This is a genomic window from Massilia sp. CCM 8734 (genome assembly GCF_011682155.1).
Taxonomy (GTDB): Bacteria; Pseudomonadota; Gammaproteobacteria; order Burkholderiales; family Burkholderiaceae_D; genus Telluria_A; species Telluria_A rubra.
On the sequence record NZ_WHJI01000008.1, the window covers coordinates 1 to 25896 of the forward strand.

20 protein-coding genes are annotated in these 25896 nt (G+C 65.1%); 5 read left to right on the top strand and 15 right to left on the bottom strand.

Features of this window, described 5'->3' with window-relative positions:
- Nucleotides 1-105: 105 nt before the first annotated feature.
- Genes F2P46_RS09490 through F2P46_RS09525 form a run of 8 tightly spaced genes read right to left on the bottom strand, consistent with a single transcriptional unit; the run spans nt 106 to nt 12779 of the window.
- A complete protein-coding gene (locus F2P46_RS09490) occupies nt 106-1332 on the bottom strand; it encodes a GH1 family beta-glucosidase (protein WP_166888064.1) in 1227 nt (408 codons plus the stop codon).
- Nucleotides 1329-4412: a discoidin domain-containing protein gene (locus tag F2P46_RS09495; RefSeq protein ID WP_208296560.1), complete on the bottom strand. Its 3084-nt coding sequence runs from the start codon at nt 4410-4412 to the stop codon at nt 1329-1331. Before F2P46_RS09495 ends, F2P46_RS09490 begins: the two co-directional genes overlap by 4 nt.
- The gene (locus F2P46_RS09500) at nt 4409-5221 is read right to left on the bottom strand and encodes a carbohydrate ABC transporter permease (RefSeq protein WP_208296561.1); all 813 of its coding nucleotides are present in this window, start codon (nt 5219-5221) and stop codon (nt 4409-4411) included. The genes F2P46_RS09495 and F2P46_RS09500 overlap by 4 nt, the downstream gene beginning before the upstream one ends.
- A gap of 17 nt (nt 5222-5238) precedes the next feature.
- Entirely contained in the window at nt 5239-6117 is an 879-nt protein-coding gene (locus F2P46_RS09505) for a carbohydrate ABC transporter permease (RefSeq protein ID WP_166888070.1), read from the bottom strand.
- Entirely contained in the window at nt 6114-7388 is a 1275-nt protein-coding gene (locus F2P46_RS09510) for a sugar ABC transporter substrate-binding protein (protein ID WP_166888073.1), read from the bottom strand. Before F2P46_RS09510 ends, F2P46_RS09505 begins: the two co-directional genes overlap by 4 nt.
- Nucleotides 7385-8821 (bottom strand): glucoamylase family protein, encoded by a 1437-nt coding sequence (locus tag F2P46_RS09515; RefSeq protein ID WP_166888076.1) that lies wholly within the window; start codon nt 8819-8821, stop codon nt 7385-7387. Before F2P46_RS09515 ends, F2P46_RS09510 begins: the two co-directional genes overlap by 4 nt.
- A 13-nt stretch (nt 8822-8834) precedes the next feature.
- Nucleotides 8835-11711 (bottom strand): TonB-dependent receptor, encoded by a 2877-nt coding sequence (locus F2P46_RS09520; protein WP_166888079.1) that lies wholly within the window; start codon nt 11709-11711, stop codon nt 8835-8837.
- A gap of 30 nt (nt 11712-11741) precedes the next feature.
- The gene (locus tag F2P46_RS09525) at nt 11742-12779 is read right to left on the bottom strand and encodes a LacI family DNA-binding transcriptional regulator (RefSeq protein WP_166888082.1); all 1038 of its coding nucleotides are present in this window, start codon (nt 12777-12779) and stop codon (nt 11742-11744) included.
- Between the two features lie 231 nt (nt 12780-13010).
- On the opposite strand from F2P46_RS09525, the gene F2P46_RS09530 reads away from it, so the two are divergent.
- Nucleotides 13011-16793: a glycosyl transferase gene (locus F2P46_RS09530; RefSeq protein ID WP_166888084.1), complete on the top strand. Its 3783-nt coding sequence runs from the start codon at nt 13011-13013 to the stop codon at nt 16791-16793.
- Nucleotide 16794: 1 nt separating this feature from the next.
- Nucleotides 16795-17874: a sn-glycerol-3-phosphate ABC transporter ATP-binding protein UgpC gene (locus tag F2P46_RS09535; protein ID WP_166888087.1), complete on the top strand. Its 1080-nt coding sequence runs from the start codon at nt 16795-16797 to the stop codon at nt 17872-17874.
- 192 nt (nt 17875-18066) lie between these two features.
- On the opposite strand, the gene F2P46_RS09540 is transcribed toward F2P46_RS09535, so the two are convergent.
- Entirely contained in the window at nt 18067-18642 is a 576-nt protein-coding gene (locus tag F2P46_RS09540; protein WP_166888090.1) for a hypothetical protein, read from the bottom strand.
- Between the two features lie 249 nt (nt 18643-18891).
- Here F2P46_RS09540 and F2P46_RS09545 point away from each other — a divergent pair, with 249 nt between their 5' ends.
- Nucleotides 18892-19653 (top strand): APH(3')-I family aminoglycoside O-phosphotransferase, encoded by a 762-nt coding sequence (locus F2P46_RS09545; RefSeq protein ID WP_267875847.1) that lies wholly within the window; start codon nt 18892-18894, stop codon nt 19651-19653.
- A 64-nt stretch (nt 19654-19717) separates the two neighbouring features.
- Here F2P46_RS09545 and F2P46_RS09550 read toward each other — a convergent pair whose 3' ends face one another.
- Nucleotides 19718-20107, bottom strand: coding sequence for a hypothetical protein (locus F2P46_RS09550; RefSeq protein WP_166888093.1), 390 nt, complete (start codon nt 20105-20107; stop codon nt 19718-19720).
- A gap of 282 nt (nt 20108-20389) precedes the next feature.
- On the opposite strand from F2P46_RS09550, the gene F2P46_RS09555 reads away from it, so the two are divergent.
- A complete protein-coding gene (locus F2P46_RS09555; protein WP_166888096.1) occupies nt 20390-21355 on the top strand; it encodes a DMT family transporter in 966 nt (321 codons plus the stop codon).
- A 22-nt stretch (nt 21356-21377) separates the two neighbouring features.
- Here F2P46_RS09555 and F2P46_RS09560 read toward each other — a convergent pair whose 3' ends face one another.
- The 5 genes from F2P46_RS09560 to F2P46_RS09580 form a co-directional block, all read right to left on the bottom strand.
- Complete coding sequence (locus F2P46_RS09560; protein ID WP_166888098.1) at nt 21378-22115, bottom strand: AIM24 family protein; 738 nt, start codon at nt 22113-22115, stop codon at nt 21378-21380.
- Between the two features lie 3 nt (nt 22116-22118).
- Entirely contained in the window at nt 22119-22760 is a 642-nt protein-coding gene (locus F2P46_RS09565; RefSeq protein WP_166888101.1) for an AIM24 family protein, read from the bottom strand.
- Between the two features lie 48 nt (nt 22761-22808).
- Nucleotides 22809-23426: an AIM24 family protein gene (locus F2P46_RS09570; RefSeq protein WP_166888104.1), complete on the bottom strand. Its 618-nt coding sequence runs from the start codon at nt 23424-23426 to the stop codon at nt 22809-22811.
- Nucleotides 23427-23540: 114 nt separating this feature from the next.
- Entirely contained in the window at nt 23541-23732 is a 192-nt protein-coding gene (locus F2P46_RS09575; protein WP_166888107.1) for a hypothetical protein, read from the bottom strand.
- Nucleotides 23733-23910: 178 nt separating this feature from the next.
- Nucleotides 23911-24903 carry an SMP-30/gluconolactonase/LRE family protein gene (locus F2P46_RS09580; protein WP_229509192.1) on the bottom strand — a complete coding sequence of 331 codons (993 nt, stop codon included), beginning with the start codon at nt 24901-24903 and terminating at the stop codon, nt 23911-23913.
- A 146-nt stretch (nt 24904-25049) separates the two neighbouring features.
- On the opposite strand from F2P46_RS09580, the gene F2P46_RS09585 reads away from it, so the two are divergent.
- The gene (locus tag F2P46_RS09585; RefSeq protein WP_166888110.1) at nt 25050-25862 is read left to right on the top strand and encodes an EcsC family protein; all 813 of its coding nucleotides are present in this window, start codon (nt 25050-25052) and stop codon (nt 25860-25862) included.
- The last annotated feature ends 34 nt before the right edge of the window (nt 25863-25896 follow it).

Below are 25896 nucleotides of genomic sequence, written 5' to 3' on the forward strand. Positions count from 1 at the left end.
GCCACCGGCACTGCCGACCGAAGCCGGCATCAATATGCCAAAAGCGACAATCCTGGGAGATGTTCAGACTGAAAAATGCTCCCTAAACTAATTGCAAAACCGGTCTCAAATAGTTTGACACGCTCCGAGCGACCAGGCGCAGTAGCCGCGCACGTCCACGCCCTTCTGTATTACTTCGTGGATGGCGCGCAGGTGCTTCTGGTAATAGTCGATCCGCAGCGGGTCGTGCACCCGCCCTCCTTCGGCCACCGGCGGATCGAAAAAGGCGGCGCCGTTCTCGGTGATGTACAGCGGCGGATTGCCGTAGCGCGCAGCCACCCATTCGAGCGTGTCGCTCAAGCCCCTCGCATACACCTCCCAGCCGGTCTCGGTGTAGGTGGCCAGCGGCTGGCGCACCGCCACCGCGCGCACCGGCAAGGCGGTGGCCTCGTCGCGCGTGACGCTGCGCGTGTAGTAATTGACACCGATGAAGTCGAGCCGCTGGCGAATCAGCTCGAAGTCTTCCGCCGGCCACTCGGGCCAGGCGTCGCCGTACACGTCCTTCATCTTTTCCGGATAACGCCCAAAGAACACCGGGTCGAGAAACTGGCCATTCATGTAGGCATGGCCGCGCGCGGCCGCTTGCTGATCGGCCGCGCTGTCGCTGGCCGGGTACTTCGGTTCCAGGTTCACCACCAGCCCGATCTCGTGCTTGCCCACCTCGCGGTACACCTTGACCGCCGCGCCATGGGCGCGCAGCAGATTGTGCGCGGCGATGGGCGCCTCGAAGCGGTTGTGGTGCCCCGGCGCCAGGGTGCCATTGAGGTAACCGCCGTCGGACACCACCCACGGCTCGTTGAGCGTGGCCCACGAGGTGACGCGGTCGTCGAGCCGCTCGAACATCACGCGCGCATAATCGGCAAACCAGTCGGCGATGTCGCGATTGAGCCAGCCGCCCTGGTTGTCCAGCGCTTCCGGCAAGTCCCAGTGGAACAAGGTGACCATCGGCTTGATGCCCTGCGCCAGCAGGCGGTCCACCAGCTCATCGTAGAAGCCGATCCCCACGGGGTTGACCGCGCCGCGCCCGGACGGCATGACGCGGCTCCACGAAATGCTGAAGCGGTAAGCCTGCAAGCCGATCTCGCGCATCAGCGCCACGTCTTGGGCGGAGCGGCGGTAATGGTCGCAAGCCACGTCGCCGGTGTCGCCATCGCGGATATTACCGGGCGAGTGAGCGAAGCGCTGCCAGATGCTCGGTCCCGCGCCATCGGCCAGCGGCGAGCCTTCGATCTGGTAGGCCGAGGTGGAGGCGCCCCACAGGAAGTTCTTGGGAAATTCGATTGCGTTGCTCATGGTTTTCCCTTGGTGTGATCGACTGCGATGAAAACGGTGGCCGGCAGCGCGCCGATGCGCAGTTCACCGCCGCGCCAGTAGGCGCGCTTGCCGTTGATGGTGGTGCGCGCGCCGCGCCAACGCTCGTCCAAGACGCGCAGCAGCACGCCACCCGGCGGCCGATTCATCTTACCGCCGATCGTCATGCTGATGCCGCGCGCTTCGGCCCGGATGGCGTAGTCCAGCGTTCCATACGTCGTGCGTAAACCCCGCACGCCGACACCGGCGCCGTCAAGCCATGCGGCTGGAATGCCGTCCGCGACAATCAAGGACTGATCGGACTCACGCTCGTACGCAAACAGGTCGAGCGCGGAGCGGATGTAGTCCGACGAGATCCAGCCGTGCGGCATATCGCCCACGAAGCGGGGCTCGCGCGCGTCGCGCCCCACCACTTCGGCCCACTGGTTCCACGCGACGGGCCGGCGGTCGCGCATGAAAAAATCGAGCAGTTCGTGTGCGCGCCCGCGCCATCCGAGCCGCACGAAAGCGGCCACGTTGCGCAGTTCGTACGGCGTGTAATCGTTCCACTCGCGCCGGCCGTCGCGCCGCGCCACCGCCTCACGCCAGTACCGCTCGAACGTCCCGTGCAGCAGGTCTTGCGGCAAGCGCTGTTGCAGGCCGCCCGGAGACAGTGCGATCGTGGTCGAGGTGGGATCGAAGTCGCCCAGTTCCGCCGCCCCGGCAAGGTAGTCGATACCGTGCGTGCTGGCGCTCAGGCGCAGGGACGCCAGCAGTTCGCGTTCGAACTGGTCGCCCTGTGCGCGCAGGGTGGCGGCGTCGCCGGTCTGGTTGAGCACCGTGGCCAGCATGGCGGCGTCGCGATAGCCGCGCAGGCCCCAAAAATTGTCCCAGTTCGAATGCATCGGCTTGGCCGAATAGCCTTCGTGGCTGATCGACGCCGGCAGCAAGCCATACAGCATGCGCCGCTGCGGCGCGAGATTGGCCGCGCTGCGTTCGGACTGGCGCTGCTGCTCCATGTAGGCCGCCGCCGCTTTCACGCGCGGCCACAGACGCGTCACCAGCTCGCGATCGTGGGTGTAGCGCCACATCTGCGCAAGCAGGAAAATGAACTCGCCCTGGCTGTCGTTTTCGGGCACCGGGTCGGACCCGCGCCGGTCCACGCAGCAGGGGATTTTTCCGTTTGCGAACTGGTATCGGGCGAACCAGCCGGCATAGTCGCGCGCGACGTTGTCGTTCCCGAGCCGCAGCATCGCTTCCGACATCATGGCGCCATCGCGTATCCACGAGCGTGCGTACGAGCGCGTGCCCGGCATCAGGGCCGCGCCGTCGCGCGTCATCAAGATGTGCGCCAGCGACGAACGCAAGGTATCGACCAGCGGCTGCGCCGCCGCCGGAACGGTGATCGACACGCGGTTCAGGCGCGCGCGCCACTGTTCGGCGACTTCATCCTGCATGGCCGTGAGCCAATGCCCGGGCGTGGCGCCGGCCAGTTGCGGTGCGCCCGGCTGGCCATTCAACGGCAGCGCAAGGCCGAACACCGCCGTCGCTCGCGGCGCCAGCGTGACGTCGTACGCCAGCGCGCCGGAGGCGAAACCGGCTTCGTCGTCCACCCGCCGCAGCGCGCTCCAGCCATCGCCCGCAAGGCGCGCCGGAATAGCGGCATGGTCGAAGGAGGACACGCCAGCCAGGCCGGGGACGGCAAGGCTCCAGACACGGGTGACGCCATCGACGGCGAAGCTGTCGCCATTCCACGCGAGCGCGCGGATCGGGCTTACGCCGGGAGGGGTATTCAAGAACTGCATCGGCGGATTGACTTGCAGGGGGCGCAGCGCCAACACCAGCCGCAAGGCCAAGGGAAGATCCGAGGTGTTGGCCAGGTCGTAGCGCGCAATCAGTTGCGAGGTGGCCGGCGTACCTTGCGCGAACGCGGTCGTGCGCAACTGCCAGCGCGGCGCCGTCCAGCTGACCGACGGTATCGGTAAATAGCCATCCTGCAGCGACTGTGAAATCGTCACATCGGCCCACGTGGCAAGCTTTCCGTTATCAATGACAAACGGCTCGATCGTAAAGCCCGCACGCGCCGCTTCGATGGCGCCGTCTTCCGAGATCAGCCCTGTCTCGCGGCCGCCGTCGACACCTAGCACGGTCCAGTAATTCTGCTGTCCCGACATGCCGCGCGGGTAATGGCCGCGCGGCGCTTCCTTCGCGAGCGCCTGGAAAAAGCTGTTGGCCGAGGCGCCGTAGGCCAGGTCCTTGAGTTCGATCCGCTCCAGCCAGTGCCGGTGCGCCGCAAGATCGGGCATCGTCACGCGCACGTAGCGCGCCTCCGACTCGCCCAGCAACAGCGGATCGGCGCCGCCCGTGCCATCGAGTACCCTGCGCACGGTGCGCCAGGTGCTGCCGTCATCGGAAAAAGCGACGTCGTAGCGGACGGCGTGCAGCCCGTCGGCCCAGTGCAGCACGATGCCGCCAAATTCACGCGGCACGCCGTAATCGACTGTCACCACGCCGGGTGTTGTTGAAATGACGGGTTCGGGCAGCGGTCCTGCCGGGGCAATGGCGCGCATGCGCAGGTCGTCGATCCAGAGCGACCCGCGCCCGCCGTCAGGCCCGGCGCTGACCACCAGTTCCATCTGCTCGGCGCGGCGCAAGGTGCGGTCCTTGGCCGGCCCCCAGGCAAAATCGATATGGCGCTTCTTGAAAGTGACCTTCTGCCACTCGCGCGAGATGGCGAAGTTGGGCCGGTTGACCCACCAGACGTTGTCGCCGCTGGCGTCGACCAGTTTCATTTCAAAATTGTTGAGCGGAGCGTCAGCGCGCATCCAGAACGAGATGGCATAGTCGCCGTCGAAGTCGAGCGGCAGTGCGCGCCGCGCGCTAGCGTAGCCGGCGGCGCTGCCGAAGTCGAAGTCGAAGCGCATGCCCTGCCCCTGCACGCCGGGCGCGCCCGACGCGCTGGCGGTGACCCCGTCCGACACTACCGCCTTCCACGCGAGGGGCTGTTCGAAGTCGTCGAGGATGCGTTCCTGCGCCTGCGCGCTGATCATGGCGCATAACAGCAGCGGCCACGGCTTCCTCATCCCTTCACGCTTCCCACCAGCAGGCCCTGGATGTAATAGCGCTGCAACACCAGGAACAGCAGCAGCACCGGCAGGATGGTGAGCACCGAGCCGGCCATCATCATCTCGTTATCCTGCACGTGCTCGCGCGAGAGCGACGCCAGCGCCACCGGCAGCGTATACAGGTCCTTGTCGGTGAGGACGATCAAGGGCCACATGAAGTCGTTCCAGCTCCCCAAGAAGCTGAAGATCGCCAGCGTCACCAGGATCGGCGCCAGCAGCGGCAGCACGATCGAGCGGAAGATGCGGAACTCGCTGGCGCCATCGAGCCGCGCCGCCTCCAGCAAGGCATCGGGAATGGTCAACGCATACTGGCGCACCAAAAAGATCCCGAAGATGCTGGCCGCCGCCGGCACCAGCACGCCGATGTAGGTATTGACCAGCCCCATTTGCTTCATGATCAAAAAGAGCGGCAGCATCGCCACCTGCCCCGGAATCACCAGGGCCCCAAGCAGCAGCTTGAAGATGCGGTCGCGCCCCGCGAAGCGCAGCTTGGCAAACGCGTAGCCCGCGCCCACGTTGAACGCCAGCGACAGCAGGGTCGCGGCCACCGCCAGCAACAGGCTGTTCAAAAAATAGCGCCCGATACCGGCCTGCGCGAACAGCTCCAGGTAATTGGCCAGCGTGGCCTGGCGCGGCAGCAGCGGCGGCGGAAAGTGGCTCGCTTCGCCGTGCGCCATGAACGACACGGACGTCATCCACAGCAGCGGAAACATGGCCAGCAGCGCGCACAGGACCAGCAGCGCATTGACCCACACGCCCCTAGGCATGGTCCCGCCGCGCGCGCTCATTCTTCCAGCCCGCGGCCGGCCACGCGCATTTGCAGCATGGTCACGCCGAACATCAGCAGGAACAGGATAAAGGCAACCGCCGTGGCGCTACCCAGGTTCCACCACTTGAAGCCCTGCTCGTACATGAAGTACAACACGCTGACGGTGCTTTGCAGCGGCCCGCCTTCGGTCATCATGTACGGCTCGGCGAACAACTGGAAGTAGCCGGCCATGGTGAGAATGCTGACCATGAACATGGTCGGCGCCAGGGCCGGCAGGGTGATGTGACGCAGCATGGCCACGCTGCGCGCGCCATCGAGTTCGGCGGCCTCGTACAAGTCGCCCGGTATGCTTTGCAGGCCGGCCAGGAAGATGATCATGTTGTACCCAAAATTCTTCCAGACCGCGAACAGGATAATCGAGGGCATCGCAAAACGCGGGTCGCCCAGCCAGTCCACCGGCGCCAGTCCCACCAGATCGAGCCCGTAGTTGATGAAACCATAGCGTGAGTGGTACAGGTAGCGCCAGATGACGGCGACGGCCACCATCGAGGTGACCACCGGCGCAAAGAAGGCGGTGCGAAACAGCGGCTTGAACCAGGCCAGCCGGGAATTGAGCAGCAGCGCCGCGCCGAGCGAGGCGGCAATCGACAGCGGTACGCCGACCAGCACGAAAAACAGCGTGTTGCCCAGCGCCTTCCAGAACAACGGCGTTTGCAGCAGTTCCGCATAATTGGCCAGGCCGATGAAGCGCAGGTTGTTCAGGTCCGCCAGCGCGTACAGATCGAAGTCGGTCATGCTCATCGCCAGCGCGGCGGCCACCGGCACGAAGAAAAACACGCCGATCACCAGCAGCGGCGGCCCCACCATCCACCATGCGGCGCAGCCCGTCTTCATGCCCTGCCCCGCTGGTCGAGCATCCAGCGGCGTTTTTCGAGGATGCGGTCGGTGCGCGCGTCGAGCTCCGTCACGGCCTGCTCGATCGTCATGCGGCCCGCCACCAGCGCCTCGGTCACGATGCGCATTTCGGTGCCGATGCGCTCCCATTCAGGCACCTTGGGCGGCGACTTGGCGCGCTCTAACTGCTCGCGAAAGGCCGCCGAATACGGATCGCCCTGCAGCGCCGGGTCGGCCCACGCGCTGCGGCGCGGCGGCAGGTTGCCGGTCATCTGGTAAAAGCGCCGCTGCACTTCCGGTTGCGACAGGTATTCGATCACCTTCCACGCCTCTTCCTTATGCTGCGACGCCTTGAACACGACCAGGCTGGCGCCGCCGGCCACCGAGGCGCCTGGGCCGTGCGGTCCGGGCAGGGGCGCCGTCATCCAGGTGTGCTGCTTGTCGGGCGCCAGGCGGCGCTTGAATTCGCCGATATTCCACGGCCCCGAGATATAGAACGCGAAAAAGCCCTTCGCAAATTCATCCCACACGTTCGAAATCGCCGTGGCCGACAAGCGCGGCGCCAGGCCATTTTTAAACAGGTCGAGGTAGAACTGCAGCGTAGCCCGAAAATCGGCATGGCGGAAGTCGCCGAAGCGCCCGCCATCGCGCAGCAGCGGCGCATCCTGCTGCAGCGCCAGCGACAGCAGTTGTTCGTATTCGTTCAGCGGCAGCAGCACGCCATAATTCTGCGGGCTGCGCTGCTTGATCGCGCGCATGGCGCCCGTCCACTCGGCCCAGCTGGCGGGCGGCGTGGCAAAGCCGGCATCAAGCAGCAAGTCCTTGCGGTAGTAAACCAAGCGCGTGTCGACATACCAGGGCACGCCGAACAACTGGGCGTCGATCTGGTTCGAGGCCCAGATGCCGGGAAAATAGTCGGCGCTCGTGACGCCATCGGCACGGTCGATACGATCTCCCAGCGGCTCGATCGCGCCCAGCGCCGCGAACTGGGGTATCCACGTGTTCCCGAGCTGGCACAGGTCGGGCGTGACGTCGCCGGCAAAAGCGGTCAGCAGTTTTTCCTGCGCCGACAGCCACGGCAACTGCTGCACCTTGATGCGGATGCCGGGGTTGAGGTTTTCGAAATCGGCCAGCAGTTCTTTGACCACTTCACCCTCGCGCCCCATGGCCCACAGGCGCAGCTCCACCGGGCCGCCGCTGCGCCGTTCGCAGCCCGCCAGCAGCAGCGCCAGCGCCGAACCGGCGACCCAGTGGCGCCGCCGCAGATTCATGGCTTGGCCCCGGTCTCGAGCCAGCCGCCCGAAAAGCCGGCGCGACGCAAGCCGGTGCGGATCACCGGATTGCCGCGCATGACGCGCCACACCGATTCGTCGCGGTGGTTGGCGATCATCGCCAGGATCGGGCCCTGGTCGATGCCCAGGTAGTCGGTATCGATCCAGCCGAAGCCCGGTACGCGCCGTCCGCTGGCCAGCTTGATGCCGAAGTCGAAGCTTGGATTGAAGGCGTCGAGGAAACCGTATTTACCGTAGATCTGCTTGCCGTAACGCGCATGCATGTCGGTTATCGCCGGAATCGCGATCTCCGGTGCGAAGGCGATCGACGCCGCCGCGCCGGTCGGCGCGATGGTGCAGTCGTCGTAGTGCTCCTTGCCCATGCCGCGCCCGGCGTAGCTGCGGAACTTGCGCCGCTTGCCGCCGTCGGTAATGGTGGCGTCGGCCGGGCCGTCGCTGGCGGTCACGCCCCACAGATTGGCGCCGTAGCCCTTGCAGCCGAGCGGATTGGCGATCGCGTAGGCCTGCTGCGCGTAGGTCGCGCGCCGGCTGTTTTCAAAGTAATCGATGCCGCGCTTGCGCATGTAAGTATCCTGGATGCCGCGAAAATCGATCCACACGTGCGAATACTGGTGCCCGAAATGGGAGGCAAACGCCAGGTGCTCCTGGCCCCACGAGGTGCCCCAGGTCTTGTCGTAGGTGCTGGTCCACTCGTCCCACGCCTTCGGGTCGACCGGGTGGGTCGGCGACGCAAGCGCCAGCACGTACACCAGCATCGCTTCGTTGTAGCCGCGCCAGTCGTAGGGCAGCATGCCGGTTTCCGGATGCCAGCCAAGCACGATGGCCGGCGGGCGCGCCTGCGCCCACTGCCAGTCGACGCGCTGATACAGTTCGTCGGCCAGGCGACGGATTTCAACCTCCTGTTCGTCGGCGCCGTCGAAGTACGATTGCATATGCAGCACGCCGGCAATCAGGAGGGCCGTGTCCACGGTCGAGAGCTCCGAGTTGGAACTGCGCACACCGGTTTTCATGTCCAGGAAGTGATAGAAAAAGCCTTTGTAGCCGCTCATGCCCTGCGCCTGCTTGCCCTGCGGCGCATTGCGGAAGAAACGCAGGGTCGTCAGCACGCGCTCGCGCGCCTGCGCGCGCGTGATGTAGCCACGCTCGATGCCGATCGGATAGGCGGTCAGGCCGAAGCCCACCGCCGCGATGCTGGAGAACGACGGCGACGGATAGCGGTCGGGCACCAGCCCGTTGACCGGATTGGCGGTCTCCCAGAAGAAGCGGAAGGTGCGTTCGGACAGGTCGTCCAGCAGGGCCGCCGCCGGCCCCGTAGCCGCACCAGCACCCGCAGGTGCGGCATGGGCCGGCGCCAGCGGCATCGTCGCGATGGCGCCAACCAGCGCGGCCATCGGCATCAAGCGTTTTCTCATCGACTTCCCTTATTCAAAATGCATAGCGCGCGGTCAGTTTGACTGTGCGCATCGGGCCGGTGATGGCGCCCGCGGTTCCCAGCTTGACGTTGTCGCCGCCAAGGTAATTGGGATTTTTGGTGGTCGGGCCGCCGCCCCAGGCATCGTAGGCGGCGTAGTTGACCGTGTTGAACACGTTGAGCACATCGAAGCGCACCGACACCTTGCCGAAACCGACGCCGACATCCTTGGCCATGGCCACGTCGACGGTGCGGAACGGGCCGCCGTCGCCCTTGCGCGAGACGCAGTCGTTAAAGCCTTTGGCGCAGTCGGTGATCCGGTACGGCAGGCCGCTGCCGAGCGTCAGTTTGGACGAGAGCATGATCCCATAGGGCAGCAGGCGGTCGCTCATCCCCGCCACCACCAGGCGGTGGCGCTCGACGGTGGTCGACGGATTCCATGAATAGGCGTACCGACCGTAGGTCCAGTTGAACATGTCGTTGTTCCACTCCTTGTTGGTGGTCTCGCCCTCGGAGTAGGTGTAGGTCGCGGCCAGGCCCCAGCCCGACGCGCTGGAAAACGGCTTGTCGCCTTTCAGATACGCGGACGAGGTTTTCGCCTGCGAGATGAAGTCGCCCAGGATCAGGGTGCCGTAGCCCGGCACGGAGCTGAACATCGGGTCGATCGGGCTGGCATTGCCCCAGCCGCCGTTGACGTCGCGGTTACCGCCGAACCAGTTGAACTGGTTGCGGCTGCGCGACACGGTCGCGCCAAACTCGGTATTCCACGCGCCCAGCGCCTGGCGCACGCCGAGGCCGAACTGGTCGGTGTACGGCAGCTTGTGTTCGCTGCGGATCAGCCGGATCTCGCCGCCCGGCTGCGAATTCTTTTGCAGTTCGTCCAGCGCCACGTTGGCGATGGTGCGGTCGTAGGCGCGCCCGGCGCCGGCAAAAAACACCGTATTGCTGTCGCCGAAAAGGTCGTACGACATGCCCACGCGCGGCTGCCACGCATCCTTGAACGACTTGCGGTTCGAGCCGGTGCTGATGTAGTCGCCGATGGTCACGCCGCCCTTGGCCAGCGACTGCGCATAGGTCTGGCCGCTAGGGGCGCCCGGGCGCGGGTCCTGCTTGCCGAACAGGCCCGCGCGGTCGGCTGGCGTGACATAGCTGTCGTTGAGCATATTCGTCTCGTAGTCCCAGCGCAGGCCCAGGTTCAGTTCGAGCTGCTTCGTCACTTTCCAGTCGTCCTGCAAATACACGCCGTACTGGCGGTCGGTGTAGCTCACGCCCGTGGGCGCCAGTGCGCGCGAAATTTCGAAGACCTGTGGAATGCCGGTCACGTTGTCGATCATCTCGCGCCGGATATCGATAGCGTTCGAGGTGCCGTACAGCTTGAAGTCGACCTTCTTGATCTTGACCCCGCCCTTGATGGTGTGGCCCGCAAGACCGGTCCAGGTCAGGCTCTCGCTCAACGACAGGCCTTTTTGCATGCGGTCCTGGGCGTCGGGCGAGCCTCCGGTAAACAGCACGTCGACCACGTTCTTGGTCTCGTTACTCGGCGAGACCACGTACTTCACATAAGGCGTCGACAACAGCGCGCTCGGATTCCAGTGGAATTTTTCGTAGCCGATGCGCGCTTCGTTCAGGAAGTCGCCGCGCGCAAATTCATGTTTCAGGTCGATCCGGGTTTCGTCGTTCTTGCGGTCCTTCTCGTTGCCCGGCACCGACAGCTTGAAGTCTTCCGGCACCAGGTCGTTCTCGCGCCGCACGCGGGTGGTCAGTTCGATCAGGTGGTCTTCGCCGATGCGCGTGGTGATCTTACCGAGCACCAGGTCTTCCTTGAACTTGGCCGTGGCCGATCCGGCCTGCGCCAGCAGGGACGGCACGATGCCGGCGTTGGGCAGCAAGTCCTGGCGCTGGGCGACGACCTGGCGCGGCGTGTCGATCCGCTTGCCTTCGTACGCGATGAAGTAATGCATCACGTCTTCCTTGATCGGCCCACCGAGCGTGGCCCCGTACTGCTTTTGCGAGAAGCGCGGGCGCTCCACGCCGTCGGCCTTGTTCTTCTTCTGGAACGGATCGTAGGCGGTCAGGTTGGCGCCGGTGCGGTCGAAAAACACATCGCCATGCAGTTGGTTGGTGCCCGACTTGGTGATCGCCGTGATCGCGGTCGAACTGACCTGGTCGAATTCGGCCTTGTAGTTTTGCGAAACCACCTTGTACTCGGCCACCGCCGATTGCGGGAACGGATTGCCGCGCGAGGAGTCGAGCCCGGACATGCCGCCGCGCAGGATGTAGTTCTTCTGGCCGACGCCGTCGATGAAGACGTTCACGTTATCCTGGTTCTGCGCCCCGCCCTGCAAGGTGCCGTAGCCGGTCTTGGCCTCGACATCGAAGCGCACGCCCGGCGCCAGGTCGGCAAAGGCGAGGAAGTTGCGCGACACCTGCGGCAGGCTGTCGATCTGCGCGCGCGACACACTGGTGCCGACTTCCGAGGTCTTGACGTTGCGGCGCTGGGCCGAACCCAGGATCACCACCTGCGCCATGTTGGCCGAATTGGCCGGATCGGCCGCCCCCACCGACAGGTCGAGCGAGGCGGTCTGGCCGATCGACAACGTGACCTTTTCGGTGCTCTGGCCGCCGACCTTGATCGCATACTCGCCCGGCGGCAGGCCGGTGAGCACGTAGCTGCCGTCGGCGCCGGTGCTGGTGCGGTAGTTGTAACCGGTGGCCGTGTTGCTGGCGACGACCGGCGTGGCCGGCGCCGCGGGCGCGCCGCTCTGCGTGATTTGTCCCTTGATGGTGGCGCTGCTTAACTGCGCATACGCCGGCGCGGCGGCCAGCATGGCCACCGTCGACAGTCCCACCAATGCCCTGCGCAGTTCGCGCACGCCTGCTTTCATCTTCATGCATTTCTCCCGTTGTTTTATAGTTGTTTGCTACCGCTTGCCGTTTTCCGTCACGCCCTGCGCATGTGCGCCGCACGAGCGCCGCACCACCAGTTCGGTTTGCACCACCTGCACGGTTTTTTTCGTCCCCTGCGGGTTTTCAATTTCGAAGGCCAGGCATTCGAGCGCGCGGCTGCCCATTTCGGTGATCCGCACGCGCACGGTGGTCAGCGGCGGCGTGACGAAGCGCGCCGTCGGCACATCGTCGAAGCCGACCAGCGCAATATCGCGCGGGACCACCAGGCCGCCCTCGCCCAGCGCGAACAGGCAGCCGATCGCCATCATGTCGTTGGCGGCGAACACCGCGTCGGGCAGGCGCTTCAAGGCGCGCAGCTGCTGGCCGGCGCGATAGCCCGATTCCTCGCCGAAGTCGCCGCGCAGCACTTGCGGCTCGAACGGCGGCGCGCCGGGCAAGAGGCGCGCCATGGTCTCGCGAAAGCCGCGCAAACGTTCTTCGGCGTCGAAGTTGTCGGCCGGGCCGGCGATCATGACGATGCTGCGGTGCCCCATCTCGACCAGGTGCTGCACCATATCGGCCGCGCCGCCGTGGTTGTCGACCGCAAGGGCCGAACAATCGTGGCCGGTGGCGCGCGTATTGACAAGGACGATGGGCAGATTGCCCGCCAGGTTGTCGGCCAAAAAACCGGCATCCACGTGCGGCGACATAACAACCAGGCCATCGACCCGGCCGCTCATGGCGCGCATGGCCAGCGCCGCTTCGCCGGCGTCGCCGTGCGAACTCGATACCAGCAGGTGCAGGCCGCGCCGGTGCGCCGCCATGTCGATGCCGCGAATGAGCTCCGAAAAGAACTCGCCATGCAGGTCGGGCAGCACCACGCCGATGGTCTCGGTGCGGCTGGTCGACAGGCTGCGCGCGCCGCTGTGCGGAATGTAGCGCAAACTGCGCGCCGCATCCAACACCAACTGGCGCGTTTCGTCGGTGACGGTGTCGCTGCCATTGAGCGCGCGCGACACCGAGGCGACCGACACCTTGGCCGCCCGCGCCACATCCTTGATCGTTACCGCCATAAAAACACCACGCTTTCATTCTTCCCGCATAAAACCCCGGTAACCGATTACATTTTTCTTAATGTACCGCAATCGAGCTCAGCACACCGTGGTTTTTATGTAAATTTTTCACCAAAAAAAGCATGACTTCTGGTCGAAATTTTGTTCTTTACACAAAGATGTCATGTAAAATTTAGCCGGATGTAACCGCTTACATTGCGCCGACCCTATGCAAACCACCGTACCCTGCCCATGACTCCGATCCCGTTCAGTCCCGCCGCCGGCGCCCGCTTCCTCTCCAACGGCCACTTGCGGGTGCTGGTCACGGCTGCCGGAACCGGCGCGACCGACCTCGGCGCACATGCGCTGACGCGCTGGCAGGGCGACCCGGTGGAAGACGGCGACGGTTACTTTATCTACCTGCGCGACATCGATAGCGGCGAGTTCTGGTCGGTCGGCGCCCAGCCCTGCGCGGTCGCCGGCGCCCGCTACGGTTTCGGCAGCGACGATGGCGGCGCGTGGCTGTCGTGCCGCCACCTCGGCATCGAAGCGCGGCTCGACATCGTCGTCGCGCCCGAGACCGACGTCGAACTGCGCACCCTGACCTTGCGTAACACCAGCACGCGCGCGCGCCGCATCGAGGTCACCAGCTATCTGGAAGTGGTGCTCAACAAGCGCGCCGCCGAAGCCGCGCACCCGGCATTCTCGAAACTGTTCGTGCAGACCGAATCGGTTCCCGCCGCCGGCGCGCTGCTGGCGCGCCGCCGTCCGCGCGGCGCCGACGACGCCTGCATCTGGCTGGTTCATGCCGCCAGCGGCGGCGAAGAAGCCGGCATCGAGACCGACCGCAAACGCTTCATCGGGCGTGGCCGCAGCCTGGCCGCCCCAAACGCGCTGGCGTCAAGCGCGCCGCTGTCGGGAACCGCCGGCAACGTGCTCGATCCGTCGTTCAGCCTGCGCCGCAACGTGGTGCTCGAACCGGACGCGAACGCCGTCATCGCCTTTACCCTCGGCGCGGCGCCCGACCGCGACGCCGCGCTGGCCCTGCTGGCCAGCGCGCCAACGCCGGAACTGGCCGCGCGCATGGCGGGCGAACGGCGCGCCGCGCTCCTCACCGCGCTGGCGCTCGATACCGAGCAAGGCGCCTACGCCGAAGCGCTGGCCGCCGCCATTTTATATGGCGAAAGCGCCCTGCGCGCAGCGGGCGATACGCGCCTGTCCACCGACAGCCTGCCCGACGCCCTCGGGCTGCCCAAGGACCGCGTGCTGTGCGTGGTCAACGCCATCGGTCCGCGCGACCCGCACGCGCAAGCCTTGCTGGACGCGGCGCGTTACTGGGATGCGCTGGCCCTGCCGCTGCACCTGGTGCTGGTCGGCGCGCAAGCCGACTGGCCCGCCTTGCCAGGCCCGGTCACCCTGCTCGACCCGATGCAGGTCGACAGCGCCGACCTGGAACGCGTGGCCGCGCAGGCGCGCATGGTGGTCAAGGGCGAGCTGCCGGCGTTCGGGCCGCGCGCCAGCATCCTGCGCCCTCCGCGCCCGCCGCACCGCAAGCACCCACAAGACGACGCCGAACCGGCGCCGCTGCGGTTCTTTAACGGCGACGGCGGCTTTTCCAGCGACGGCAAGGAATATGTGATCCGCCTGGCCTGGGATGGCGCCGGGGGTCTCTCGCGCCCTCCCCTGCCCTGGACCAATGTGATCGCCAATGAACAGGTGGGCGTGCTGGTGAGCGAAACCGGCGCCGGCTACACCTGGAGCCGCAACAGCCGCGAACACCGGCTCACGCCCTGGTTCAACGACCCGGTGCGCGATCCGCACGGCGAAGCGCTGTATGTGCGCGACGAAGACGACGGCAGCTGGTGGTCGCCCATGCCCGGTCCGGCGCCGGCAGCCGCCAGCTACGAGGCGGTGCACGGCTTCGGCTACACCACCTTCCGCCACGCCAGCTATGGCCTGGAGCAGGAATGCACGGTGTTCGTGCCGCGCCACGACCCGCTTAAGATCGTGCGCATCCGCCTGCGCAATACCGAGGCCCGCAGCCGCACGGTATCGCTGTTCTCGTACCAGCAACTGGTGCTGGGCAGCACGCCGGCCGACAGCGCGCGCCATGTATGCACCACGTGGGACACGGGCGTGCTGCTGGCCACCAACCGCATGGCCGGCCCGTTCGCCGACGGCGTCACCTTCGGCGCGCTGATCGCGCCGCCGGCCAGCGCCAGCTTTCACAGCGCCGACCGCGCCGCCTTCATCGGCACCCAGGGCACCAGCGCGCGGCCGGCGGCGCTGGGCGAAGCGCGCCTCGACGGGCGCACCGGTCCCGGGCTCGATCCATGCGCCGCGTTCCAGGCGCGCCTGACCATCGCCCCCGGCGAAGAGGTCGAATTTGCCGTACTGCTTGGCGAAACCACCAGCGCCGACGACGCCCAGGCGCTGGTGCGGCGCTATCGCGCCAGCGCGGCGGTGGAACAGGCGCTGGCCGAAGTACGCCAGTTCTGGCACGACACCGTCGGCGCCATCGAGATCGCCACGCCGGTGCCGGCGATCGACCTGATGGTCAACGGCTGGCTGGCCTATCAGAATTTGAGCTGCCGCATCTGGGGGCGCTCTGCCTTTTACCAGTCGGGCGGCGCGATCGGCTACCGCGACCAGTTGCAGGACGCCAGCGCCCTGATCTACACCCTGCCCGAAATGACGCGCAAGCAGATCTGCCTGCACGCGGCGCACCAGTTCACCGAAGGCGACGTGCTGCATTGGTGGCATCCGGCGCCGTTGGAAAAGGGCTTGCGCACGCGCTTTTCGGACGACCTGCTGTGGCTACCCTACATCACCGCTTTCTACCTCAAGTCCACCGGCGACTGGAGCGTGCTCGATGAAGTCGAGGGCTTTCTCACGGCCCCGCCGCTGGAAGATGGCGAAGACGAAGTCTTCCTGCACCCTGAACCGGCCGGCACCAGCGCCGACGTGTACGAGCATTGCTGCCGCGCGCTGGACCGCTCGCTGACGAAAGGCGCGCACGGCCTGCCGCTGATGGGCACCGGCGACTGGAACGACGGCATGAGCCGGGTCGGGCGCGAGGGCCGCGGCGAGAGCGTGTGGATGGGATTTTTCCTGTTCCGCATCATCAAGGACTTTTTGCCGGTGTGCGAGCGGCGCGGCGACAGCGCGCGCATCGCCGCCTACAGCGCTTACCGCGACCACCTGGCCGTGGTGCTCAATGGCGAAGGCTGGGATGGCCAGTGGTACCGGCGCGCGTTTTACGACAACGGCGCGGTGATGGGCTCGAGCGAGAGCGACGAATGCCAGATCGACGCGCTGGCGCAGGCTTGGTCGGTGATCTCCGGCGCGGCGCCAGCCGAGCGCGCAGAAATGGCGCTCGACGCCATGGAAGAGCGGCTGGTGTCGGACGCGGATGGCCTGATCCGGCTGCTCACGCCGCCCTTCGTGCACACCGCCCAAGACCCGGGCTACATCTTGGGTTACGTGGCCGGCGTGCGCGAAAACGGCGGCCAGTACACGCACGCGGCCTGCTGGGCGGTGCGCGCGGTGGCCGAAGCGGGCCGCAACGAGCGCGCCGCGCAACTGCTCGAAATGCTCAGCCCAATCAGCCACGCCTTGACCCCGGAGGCGGTGGCGCGCTATCAGGTCGAACCGTACGTGATCGCGGCCGATATCTATGGCGCCGATCCGCATGTGGGGCGCGGCGGCTGGACCTGGTACACCGGCTCGGCCGGCTGGGCCTACCGGGTCGCGCTTGAATCGGTGCTCGGCTTCACGCTCGAAGGCGGCGCCGCGATCCGCATGAAGCCGGTGGTACCGGCCGCATGGCCGCGCTTTAGCATCCGCTACCGCTTGCCGGACGGCGCCACCAGTTATCACATCGAGGTGATCAACGACGCCATCGGCGACGGTTCGCTGGTGGTGGCGGCCTCGCTCGACGGCCAGGAAGCGCCGATCGAGGACGGCGCGGCCATGATCCCGATGAAGGCCGACGGCGCGCAGCACCGCGTGGTCGTCGTGCTGCGCGCGGCCTGAGATGGCCCGGGTCCAGCTGACGGGCATCCGCAAATTGTATGGCGCGCAGGCGGTGCTGCACGGGATCGATCTCGATATCGGCGATGGCGAATTCGTCGTCTTCGTCGGCCCCTCCGGCTGCGGCAAGTCGACCCTGCTGCGCGCCATTTGCGGGCTGGAAGACATCGACGGCGGCGACGTCCTGATCGACGGCGCGCGCGTGAACGACGTGCCGCCGGCGCAGCGCGGGCTGGCCATGGTGTTCCAGAGTTACGCGCTGTATCCCCACATGAGCGTGTACGAGAACATGGCGTTCGCCCTGAAACTGGCGGGCAAGGGCAAGCCGCAGATCGACGAGGCAGTGCGCAAGGCTGCGCAGACCTTGCAGATCGAAGCGCTGCTGCAGCGCCGGCCCAAGGAACTGTCCGGCGGCCAGCGCCAGCGCGTGGCGATCGGGCGCGCCATCGTGCGCCAGCCGGCCGTGTTCCTGTTCGACGAGCCGCTCTCGAACCTGGACGCCTCGCTGCGCGTGCAGATGCGCATCGAGCTGGCCAGGCTGCACCGCACCCTGGCCAGCACCATGATCTATGTGACGCACGACCAGGTCGAGGCGATGACCCTGGCCGACCGCATCGTGGTGCTGCGCGCCGGGCGGGTGGAACAGGTGGGCGCGCCGCTCGATTTGTACCACCGGCCCGGCAGCCGGTTCGTGGCCGGCTTTTTGGGTGCGCCGCCGATGAATTTTTTACGCGGCGAGATCCGCCAGTGGAACGCCGGCCAGGCCGTGGTGGCGCTGGCCGGGGGCGCGCAGCTGATGGTGTGCGTAGCTGAGAAAATGGCGCCGGGCGCGCACGTTACCCTGGGCATGCGCCCGGAGCACATTGCGCCGCATGTCGCCGACGGCATCCCGGCGACCGTGTTTGCGGTCGAACGGCTGGGCGAAGGCAGCTATCTGCACGCCACGGTGGTCGGCAGCGCCGAGCAGGTGGTGGTGCGGGCCGACCCGGACGCCAACTGGGAGGTGGGCCAGTACCTGCTGCTCGGGGCGCCGCTGGCGCGCATTCACGTGTTTGGCGAAAACGGCAGGCGCTGCCCGCCGTAGAACGGCGACTTAGAGCCTATTCTTGTAGGGAGCGTAGCTGGATGCCGGTCCAGCGGGAGCGCGGACAAGGCGGGAGGAGGACGCATGGCTAGCCATGCTACGACGAGCAACGCCGTCCCCGCTTCCGAGGGGCCGGCAGCAAGCGGCGCCTTGCCTACAAGAATAGGCTCTTAGCATCGAGCGCGAGGCGAACTACGGGCGCCAGATCTCCATCTGCCCGTCGCTGTCGACCGATACAAGCACGCACTGTTGAAACCAATCGACCAGTATCAAACCATAGCGCTGGTTCAGCGCTGAAAAAGCATTGACTAACAGCATGTCGTCGCCGCCTTGAAGCGACGCGCCCAGTACGGTGACGGTTCCGGCTTGCTCTACGCCATACAGCCAGGCATTCGGCCCGATCTCCATGCCGAAACCGCAGCTCACCTGGCCTAGCGGTTGCGCAGAGGTCGTTAAAATGGGAGCAGGACAAGGCGTGAAATCGAACGCATTGCCGAAATCCGGCGCCAATCCGGCGATGGGTGACGCCGGCAGGTCGCGGATGTAGATCTTTTCCCAGCCGTGCCCGTTCCGATTGGCCGCTTCAAAGGTGTTCAACTCTCCGAGCATGGTTTGTACTTCGCCGAGACGATCCCTGGAAACAAATTCAAGCTGTCTCCATTCATCTTCGTGGAACTGGGGAGCGCGCTCAAGACTTTCCGGACTTGGCACGTCGAAATCAGGCAAGTCATTCGCGATGGTCGGCAGGCTGAACAGAATGGAATCCATGGGGGTATACTCTTATTGTATCGATCGTGGATTTTACGTCAGAGAGCTCGGGCAACGCCAACCAAAAACGTTATATAGAATCCGTTTTTGAACGGAAAACGCTGGCCGGAGATGTCCGACGCCTTTGACATCGCCAATCTGGCGATCCAGAACCCGTGTCATCGGCGCCAAGCCGAAGAAACCGCAACGGTAAAACCTGATCAGATGAGTCAATCAAGCCGCGAACATACCTTTCTACCGCCTCCATCCATGTCCGCCGCATTTGAGGCGTATGCATGGACACGCGACAGCATCGGTGAGTCCGGCGCCGACATCTACCGGCTTCACGGCAAAAAGGATTCGCCGGATCTGTTTCTCAAGCACGGAAACGATGCGGTTGCGGACCAGATTACTGATGAAATGACGAGAATGCAGTGGCTGGCCCGGTATATTCCCGTACCGGAGGTCGTGCAATTTGTTCGCACGCCGGATCAGGCGTGGTTGCTGATGAGCGCGATCAACGGGAAAACAGCGCGCCAGGTACTGGAATCGCACCCCGAACGTGGCTCTGCCGTTGTCGACGCATTAGTGGCATTGCTGCGCCGGCTGCACGCGATTCCGGTGAGCGCATGTCCATTCAACAGCGATCACGCTGTCAGGCTTCGGCTGGCACGGCAGCGCATCGATGCGGGCGCCATCGATGTCGATGATTTCGATGACGAGCGAACAGGCTGGACGGCCGAGCAAGTGTGGGAGGCGTTACAGGGCTATCTCCCGATGGCACCCGACCCAGTCGTCACCCATGGGGACTTCTCGCTCGACAACCTGATGCTTCAGGAAGGCGAGATAGCCGGGTGCATCGATGTCGGACGGGCTGGGATTGCCGATCGCTACCAGGACCTTGCCATTCTCTGGAACAGTCTCGGCGAATTTGGGGAGGCGCTGCAGGAAAGGCTGTTACAGCAGTACGGCCTTCCGGTTCCGGATCAACGCAAGCTGCAGTTCCACTTGCTACTGGACGAGCTTTTCTGAGCCCGGTTGCCAATGCGGAACTCGCAAGGCGCCTGCCTTACAACGATGAGGCCTGCGTGATCCGCTAAGCCGTCGGCTTGCGCCACATCTGTTCATAAAGCTGCCGGATGTCGGCTGCGATGAATTCCCACGCCCATGCTTTTTCCTCATCGCTGGCATCCCACATAATGTTTTCGGCATACGATACATCGACGATGGAGCGAAGTGCATCCGGGGCGGCCCGATACTGTTCGGCCAGGAAACCGGTCTGCGCCCGGATTGCCGCGATGTCCCTTCGCTTGATGGCCTGGGTAATCCTGTCGGCAAAGGCCTCCACCCACATATGGGGAAATTCATTACGTTCTGCAGGGTCCAGCCCCTGTCCGGCGAGCCGTTGCTCGGTCAGTGCCGCCTCTTCGGGAAAACGCACGCGGATGCTGCTGACAAGCCGGTTTTCATCAATATACAAATTCATCGGTCAATGACGCCATAAAGGGAATGCCATCGCAAAACCCAGGCTTTTCAGCCTGTCCATGAAAGCACTGACCGCTTCCGGGTCGGCCGACGCCGGCACATCAATTGCGTCATGCCTGCTCAGCGCAAAAGCGACCCTCTCCATTGAATTTCCTCATGTAAGTTCACGCTGATGATAACAGGACACACATGCCCTGGTTTTTGCCTGGCCGGCCTGCAGCGGGAGGCGCTTCGTGCCACACTGGCGGACTTGGCAATTTAATGCATGACGGGAATATAATCGATGTGGACTGGCGTACTGTGCGGCCTGCTGGCCGGCGCGATGTGGGGCATGGTGTTCATCGTGCCGGAATTACTGGCGGCGTTTTCGCCGGTCGAACTAGCCGTGGGCCGCTACATCGCCTACGGGGCGATTGCCACCGGGCTGATGCTGCCGCGCCTGCGTGGCCTGCTGGGACGGCTCGACCGCAGCGACTGCGGCGCGCTGGTGCGCCATGCGCTGGCGGGCAATATCGTCTATTACATGCTGCTGGCGCTGGGCGTCAAGCTGGCCGGGGTGGCGCCAACCTCGCTCATTATCGGCTTGCTGCCGATCACTCTTACCCTGCTCGGCCGCAAGGATCATGGCGCCATTCCCATGTCGCAACTGGCGCTGCCACTGCTGGTGGTGGGCGCCGGCATCGCCTGTATCAATGTCGATGTGTTCCTGCACGCGCGCGCCAGCGGCGCCAGTCCCGGCGCGACCTTGCTCGGGGTGCTGTGCGCGTTCGGCGCCCTGCTGTGCTGGAGCTGGTACGGGCTCGACAATGCGCGTTTCCTCAAGCGCAATGCGCATTTCAGCAGCGCCGAATGGTCGGCCCTGTACGGCATGGCCAGCGGCCTGATCGCGCTGGCGATCGGTGCGCTCGCCTTTGCCATCTGGCATGGCGACGTTACCGGCGCGGCAGGCGCGATAAGCGGACGCAACTGGACAGTGTTCTGGATCACCAATGCTTTGCTGGCGCTGGGCGCCTCGGTCATCGGCAACCATTTGTGGAATATCGCCAGCCGGCGCGTGCCGGTAACCCTGTCGGGGCAGCTGATCCTGTTCGAAACGCTGTTCGCGCTGTTCTACGGCTTCGTGTATCACCGCCAGTTTCCGAGGACGCTGGAAATAGCGGCGATGGTCTTGCTGGTGGCGGGCGTGGTATGGGCGGTGCGCATGCATGCGGTGCAGCCGCCCGTCGGGCAGGCGCAAGCGCACGGGTAGCGCCCCAGCCTGCCCGAACTGCCTAGCGCCGCTGCTGGGTCTGCTGCTGCAGCGACAGGCTCAGCTTGCCCAAGTCTTCCTTGCCCAGCATCGGCAACAGCGAAACCAGATGCGACAGGGTCGAGCTGTTGCTCAGTTCCAGCTCGGAGGACTGCACCAGCACGGTACCGGCGCCAGTAAAATCGACCTGCTTTTCCTCGCCCGACAGCGAATACCCGGTGATCGCCCCGGCCGCCGACACGAAGCTCCTGACGTGCTCGTAATCGTAGCGGTACGATGGACTCGGGCAATCGGCCCAGCCCAGCACCGCCTGTTCGTCTACCCGGCACGGCAAGTCGAGGAAGTGCACCGGCCCATTCGAGGAGGCGATGATCTTGCCGGTGCCGAGCAGGGTCAGGTAGCCCGGCAAGGTCGATTCCTGGCAGGTGACGTTTTTGGTAAAGCCCAGCAGGTTCTTGGCGCGGATGGTCATGTTGGCCGCGTCCAGGTCGTAGCAAGCCAGGTCGTTGCCGTTGTCGCCCAGGATCAGCTGGCCGCTGCCGTGCGCCACCACGAAATTGTTGATGTATTTCGGCGCATTGAAGGCGCGCAAGGTCAGGATATCGAGCAGGGAACTGCCCAGCGCTTCGAAGCTCAGGTTGCCGTAGAAGGCGATCATCTTACCCTTGCGGATGAAGATCTGTTCCTTCACGTCGACCACGAAGGCAAACCGGTTCAGGTTGTCGTTCTTGGGCAAGTTGTTGGGGTTATAGACAGTCATGACTTACCTCTCGCTCGCTTGAATGTAGACCGTGCCGTGGCCGCTGAATTTGACTTGATACGATTCCCCCGATGCCTGGCCCACGAAGGTCTTCCAGTTCAGGTCGGTGACGATGCTCGAACTGAGCTGCCCGGTGTGGCCGATATACGCTTGCGGATCGACGCAGACCGGCACTTCCGGCGTGACCGGCAAGCCGATGGCGTTGCCGTCAGAGAGGATCACGACATCGCCGTCGCCCTGGAAGGTGCTGGTAAACAAGCCCTGGCCCGATACCGCGCCGCGCGCCATGCCCTGGATCCCGCCCTGGTTACCCAGAAACATGGTGCCAGCCGTCATGCGCGCGTCAAACGCGAGCACGTTATCGCTTTCCACGTACAGGGTGTCGCCACGCACCGGAATCACGGTCACGAACAGGCCGTCATAGGCGTAGTAGACGGTGCCGCGGCCCTTGGCCATCATCAGCGAGTAGCCCTCGGCGGTTGCGGAGCGCATCGCCAGGCTTTGCACGCCCTGCCCGGCCAGGTAGGTGGGACTGAAGCTCACCTCGCCCTGGTACGAGATCATCGATCCCTTCTTGGCGTACATTTCTTCGTTATTGAGTTTGACCTCAATCATTTTTTCATTGATTTGCTGGTAAGCCGGCATGGCATTCTCCATTGATTCGGTTGTTCAAGGGCGCAGTGCGCCGTCCTCTCAGCGCTCCGCCGGCTGGATAAACACCACGCCCTGGCCGGAAAACTTGTGCTGGTAGGACTCGCCGGACGTTTCGCCGGACATAGTGCGCCAGTTCACGTCGAACACGAATTCCTGGGTAATATTGCCTTTGTAGCCGATAAACGCATCCGGATCGACGCGCAGCGGGTTGGCGGGTGTCACTTCCAGCATGATCAGGTTGCCGCGCGAGATGACGGCGAGGCTGCCCTGTCCCTCGACCGTGGTGCTGAACAAGCCCTGGCCCGAGACCGCGCCGCGCAGGCCGGCGAAACTGGTGCCGGTCTTGAGCGAGGTGTCGTAGGCGAGCAGGCTGCTGCTTTCGATGGTCATTTTTTCGCCGGACAAGGGAATGACGGTGATTTCGGCCGCGTTATGGGCGAAGAACACCGTGCCGGTGCCGGAGGCTTGCATCAGCTGCATGCCCTCGTTTTTCACCTTGCGCATGACGGCGCCGAAAAAGCCTTCGCCGCCGAGTAGGGATTTTTCGAATTTGATGGTGCCGGTATAGGCGACCATGGAACCGGCGATGGCAAGCACCGTTTCTTTTTGAAGGGTCACTTCCAGCAGGCGATCGGAATTGTTACGGAAACTGGTCACGGCATACTCCTGACAAAGGCGGTCGCGGCGCGCGCCGGCAACCAGAACGTTCCATTCTGGTTGGGTCGGGCGAGCGTGTCAAGACAGCAATTGGCCAGGCGCGCGCTGCCCGGATCAGTCGTAGCGCGAGCGCGACCGGTGCAGGATGCCGGAATCGCTGCTTTCGCGCGCATCCTTGATGCGGAAATCGGATGCCGGGCTCACGCCCGAGCGCTCGTCGTCGTTCTTGTGGCGCTGGTCGCGCTCGCGCTCGATTTCGCGTTCGATGCGCGACGCTGGCTGGGGATCGGGTTTGGTGGTTTTCATGTCAGACGCTCCGGCACGATGGCGGTGGCGATACGGTCAGGACGCGAAACGGGCAAAGCGCGGTTTTCATGATTTCTTTCGGTTAAAAAGTTACTGCATGAATTCAGTATGCGTACCCGCGCCCGCTGCGTATGTTCGACTCATAACATAAGACACCAAAAGTTTTCACCCGCCGATCCTAATAGGGCTTGCCGGGCAAGTCCAGCCGGATCTGCCAGAGCGCGCCGGCGCCCGTCATGAACAAGGTCTTGCCGTCGGCGCCGCCGAACGCGGCGTTGGTGATGTTGGCGTCGACCTTGATCACAGCCAGTTCCTTGCCGGCCGGCGAAAACACGCGCAGCCGCTGCGCCGTATGCTCGGTCACGTACAGATTGCCCAGGCAATCGACGCTCATTCCGTCCGGCACGGCCAGGCCGCTGACCAGGTCGCGTCCCTTGCCGGGCGCCCCGCGCACCAGGGAGTAGGCGCGCAGCACGCCGCGCTCGCCGCCGCCGCCGCCGCCGCTGACATACAGCATATCGCCCGCCGGCGACAAAGCAATCCCGTTCGGATTGGCGAGCCCGCCGTCGACCACCGTGACCTTGCCGCCGGGCGCCACCCGGTACACGCGGGTGGCGTCCTGCCCGCCCGGAGCGGCGGCGCGCTGGAAGGAGGGATCGGTGAAATAGATCGTGCCGTCGGCGCCGATGGCGATATCGTTGGGCGAATTGAAGACCTTGCCCTGGTAGGCGCCGGCGACCAGGCTGCGCTTGCCGCTGACCAGGTCGAAGCGCGATACGCCCTTGAACTTGTGGGTGCCGGCGACGATGTTGCCGCGCGCGTCGACCGCCAGGCCATTGCTGCCGCTGTCATCGATCGCCGTGCCGAGCTTGCCGTCCGGGCCGAGGCGCAGAATGCGCGAGGGAAAACCGGGGCCGAACGTGAAATGGGAAAAATACAACGCGTCGCCGATCCAGACCGGGCCTTCGTACAGGCCCGCTTCGGCGCTGGCCGGCGCCGTGCCGGGCACGCGCGTGGCGATCAGCTCGCCGCTGGGCGCGACGCCGCTGCAGCCCGGGGGCGCCGCCGACACCGGCGCCAGCGGCGCGCCCAGCAGCGCCGCAAGCAACAGGCGCAGGGTTGGCGCGGCCGCCCCGCGTGGGGAAAAACAGCGTAGCGTGGTCGGCATCATCGGTCGTATCCCTGGTAGTGTTAGCGCTATCAACGCGGAAATTGTAGCAGCCTTCCGCGCGCGCGGGCCGGCTCGGCGCGACTCGCCTATACTCCACGCATCGCCCTGTCGCACCGTGCGCAGCGGCACTTGAACAGTGAGGAAATATGGAACGTTCACACCCGGCCGGCGCCGGCGCGAGCTTATCGCAGGAGCACCTGGCCGAATTGAAGCAGGCCAAGCACCTGCTCGAGCATCCCGGCTACGTGGCCCGCATCACCGACGTGATCGGCATGCCGCTGGAAGCGGCTGTCAAGGCCCTGCCCGCTTCCTGGAGCGGCAAGATCGCCTCCGTCACCAACGCGTCGCTGACCAAATGCCTGAAAGTGGCCAACGCCACCCTGCGCCCGACCGGAACCTCATCCTTCCCCAAGCTGCACAGCGCGGCGGTGGCCTTGAGCGGCGCGGCCGGTGGCGCGTTCGGCATTGCCGGGCTGGCCGTCGAGTTGCCGGTGTCCACCGTCGTCATGCTGCGTTCGATTGCCGATATCGGCCGCGCGCACGGCGAAGACCTGGCCTCGGGCGAGGCGCAACTGGCTTGCCTGATGGTGTTTTCGCTGGGCGGCAAGACGGCCGACGACGACGCCACGGATGCGGGTTATTACGCGGCGCGCGTCGCGCTGGCGCAGGCCATGGCGGACGCCACCGCGTACCTGGCCAAGCATGGCATGGCGAGCGAAGCGGCGCCGGCGCTGGTGCGCCTGATTGCGCAGATCGCCACCCGCTTCAACGTGCACGTGTCGCAGAAAGCGGCGGCGATGATGGTGCCGATCATCGGCGCGGCCGGCGGCGCACTGGTCAACACCTTGTTCATCAACCATTTCCAGGACATGGCGCGCGGGCACTTTACGGTACGCCGGCTGGAACGGCTGTACGGCCCGGAAGCGGTCAATGCCGTCTACCGGCAACTACAGGACTGATCCACAAGCAAGGTGCGCGTACTGTTGACTGGCG

Bases quoted from the DNA above. Each gene is read 5' to 3' on its own strand.
- F2P46_RS09520 (WP_166888079.1), bottom strand. From the start codon at position 11,711: ATGAAGATGAAAGCAGGCGTGCGCGAACTGCGCAGGGCATTGGTGGGA.
- F2P46_RS09560 (WP_166888098.1), bottom strand. From the start codon at position 22,115: ATGACTGTCTATAACCCCAACAACTTGCCCAAGAACGACAACCTGAAC.
- F2P46_RS09580 (WP_229509192.1), bottom strand. From the start codon at position 24,903: ATGATGCCGACCACGCTACGCTGTTTTTCCCCACGCGGGGCGGCCGCG.
- F2P46_RS09585 (WP_166888110.1), top strand. From the start codon at position 25,050: ATGGAACGTTCACACCCGGCCGGCGCCGGCGCGAGCTTATCGCAGGAG.
- F2P46_RS09575 (WP_166888107.1), bottom strand. From the start codon at position 23,732: ATGAAAACCACCAAACCCGATCCCCAGCCAGCGTCGCGCATCGAACGC.
- F2P46_RS09565 (WP_166888101.1), bottom strand. From the start codon at position 22,760: ATGCCGGCTTACCAGCAAATCAATGAAAAAATGATTGAGGTCAAACTC.
- F2P46_RS09495 (WP_208296560.1), bottom strand. From the start codon at position 4,412: ATGAGGAAGCCGTGGCCGCTGCTGTTATGCGCCATGATCAGCGCGCAG.
- F2P46_RS09530 (WP_166888084.1), top strand. From the start codon at position 13,011: ATGACTCCGATCCCGTTCAGTCCCGCCGCCGGCGCCCGCTTCCTCTCC.
- F2P46_RS09510 (WP_166888073.1), bottom strand. From the start codon at position 7,388: ATGAATCTGCGGCGGCGCCACTGGGTCGCCGGTTCGGCGCTGGCGCTG.
- F2P46_RS09535 (WP_166888087.1), top strand. From the start codon at position 16,795: ATGGCCCGGGTCCAGCTGACGGGCATCCGCAAATTGTATGGCGCGCAG.
- F2P46_RS09505 (WP_166888070.1), bottom strand. From the start codon at position 6,117: ATGAAGACGGGCTGCGCCGCATGGTGGATGGTGGGGCCGCCGCTGCTG.
- F2P46_RS09500 (WP_208296561.1), bottom strand. From the start codon at position 5,221: ATGCCTAGGGGCGTGTGGGTCAATGCGCTGCTGGTCCTGTGCGCGCTG.
- F2P46_RS09515 (WP_166888076.1), bottom strand. From the start codon at position 8,821: ATGAGAAAACGCTTGATGCCGATGGCCGCGCTGGTTGGCGCCATCGCG.
- F2P46_RS09545 (WP_267875847.1), top strand. From the start codon at position 18,892: ATGTCCGCCGCATTTGAGGCGTATGCATGGACACGCGACAGCATCGGT.
- F2P46_RS09525 (WP_166888082.1), bottom strand. From the start codon at position 12,779: ATGGCGGTAACGATCAAGGATGTGGCGCGGGCGGCCAAGGTGTCGGTC.
- F2P46_RS09540 (WP_166888090.1), bottom strand. From the start codon at position 18,642: ATGGATTCCATTCTGTTCAGCCTGCCGACCATCGCGAATGACTTGCCT.
- F2P46_RS09550 (WP_166888093.1), bottom strand. From the start codon at position 20,107: ATGAATTTGTATATTGATGAAAACCGGCTTGTCAGCAGCATCCGCGTG.
- F2P46_RS09555 (WP_166888096.1), top strand. From the start codon at position 20,390: ATGTGGACTGGCGTACTGTGCGGCCTGCTGGCCGGCGCGATGTGGGGC.
- F2P46_RS09490 (WP_166888064.1), bottom strand. From the start codon at position 1,332: ATGAGCAACGCAATCGAATTTCCCAAGAACTTCCTGTGGGGCGCCTCC.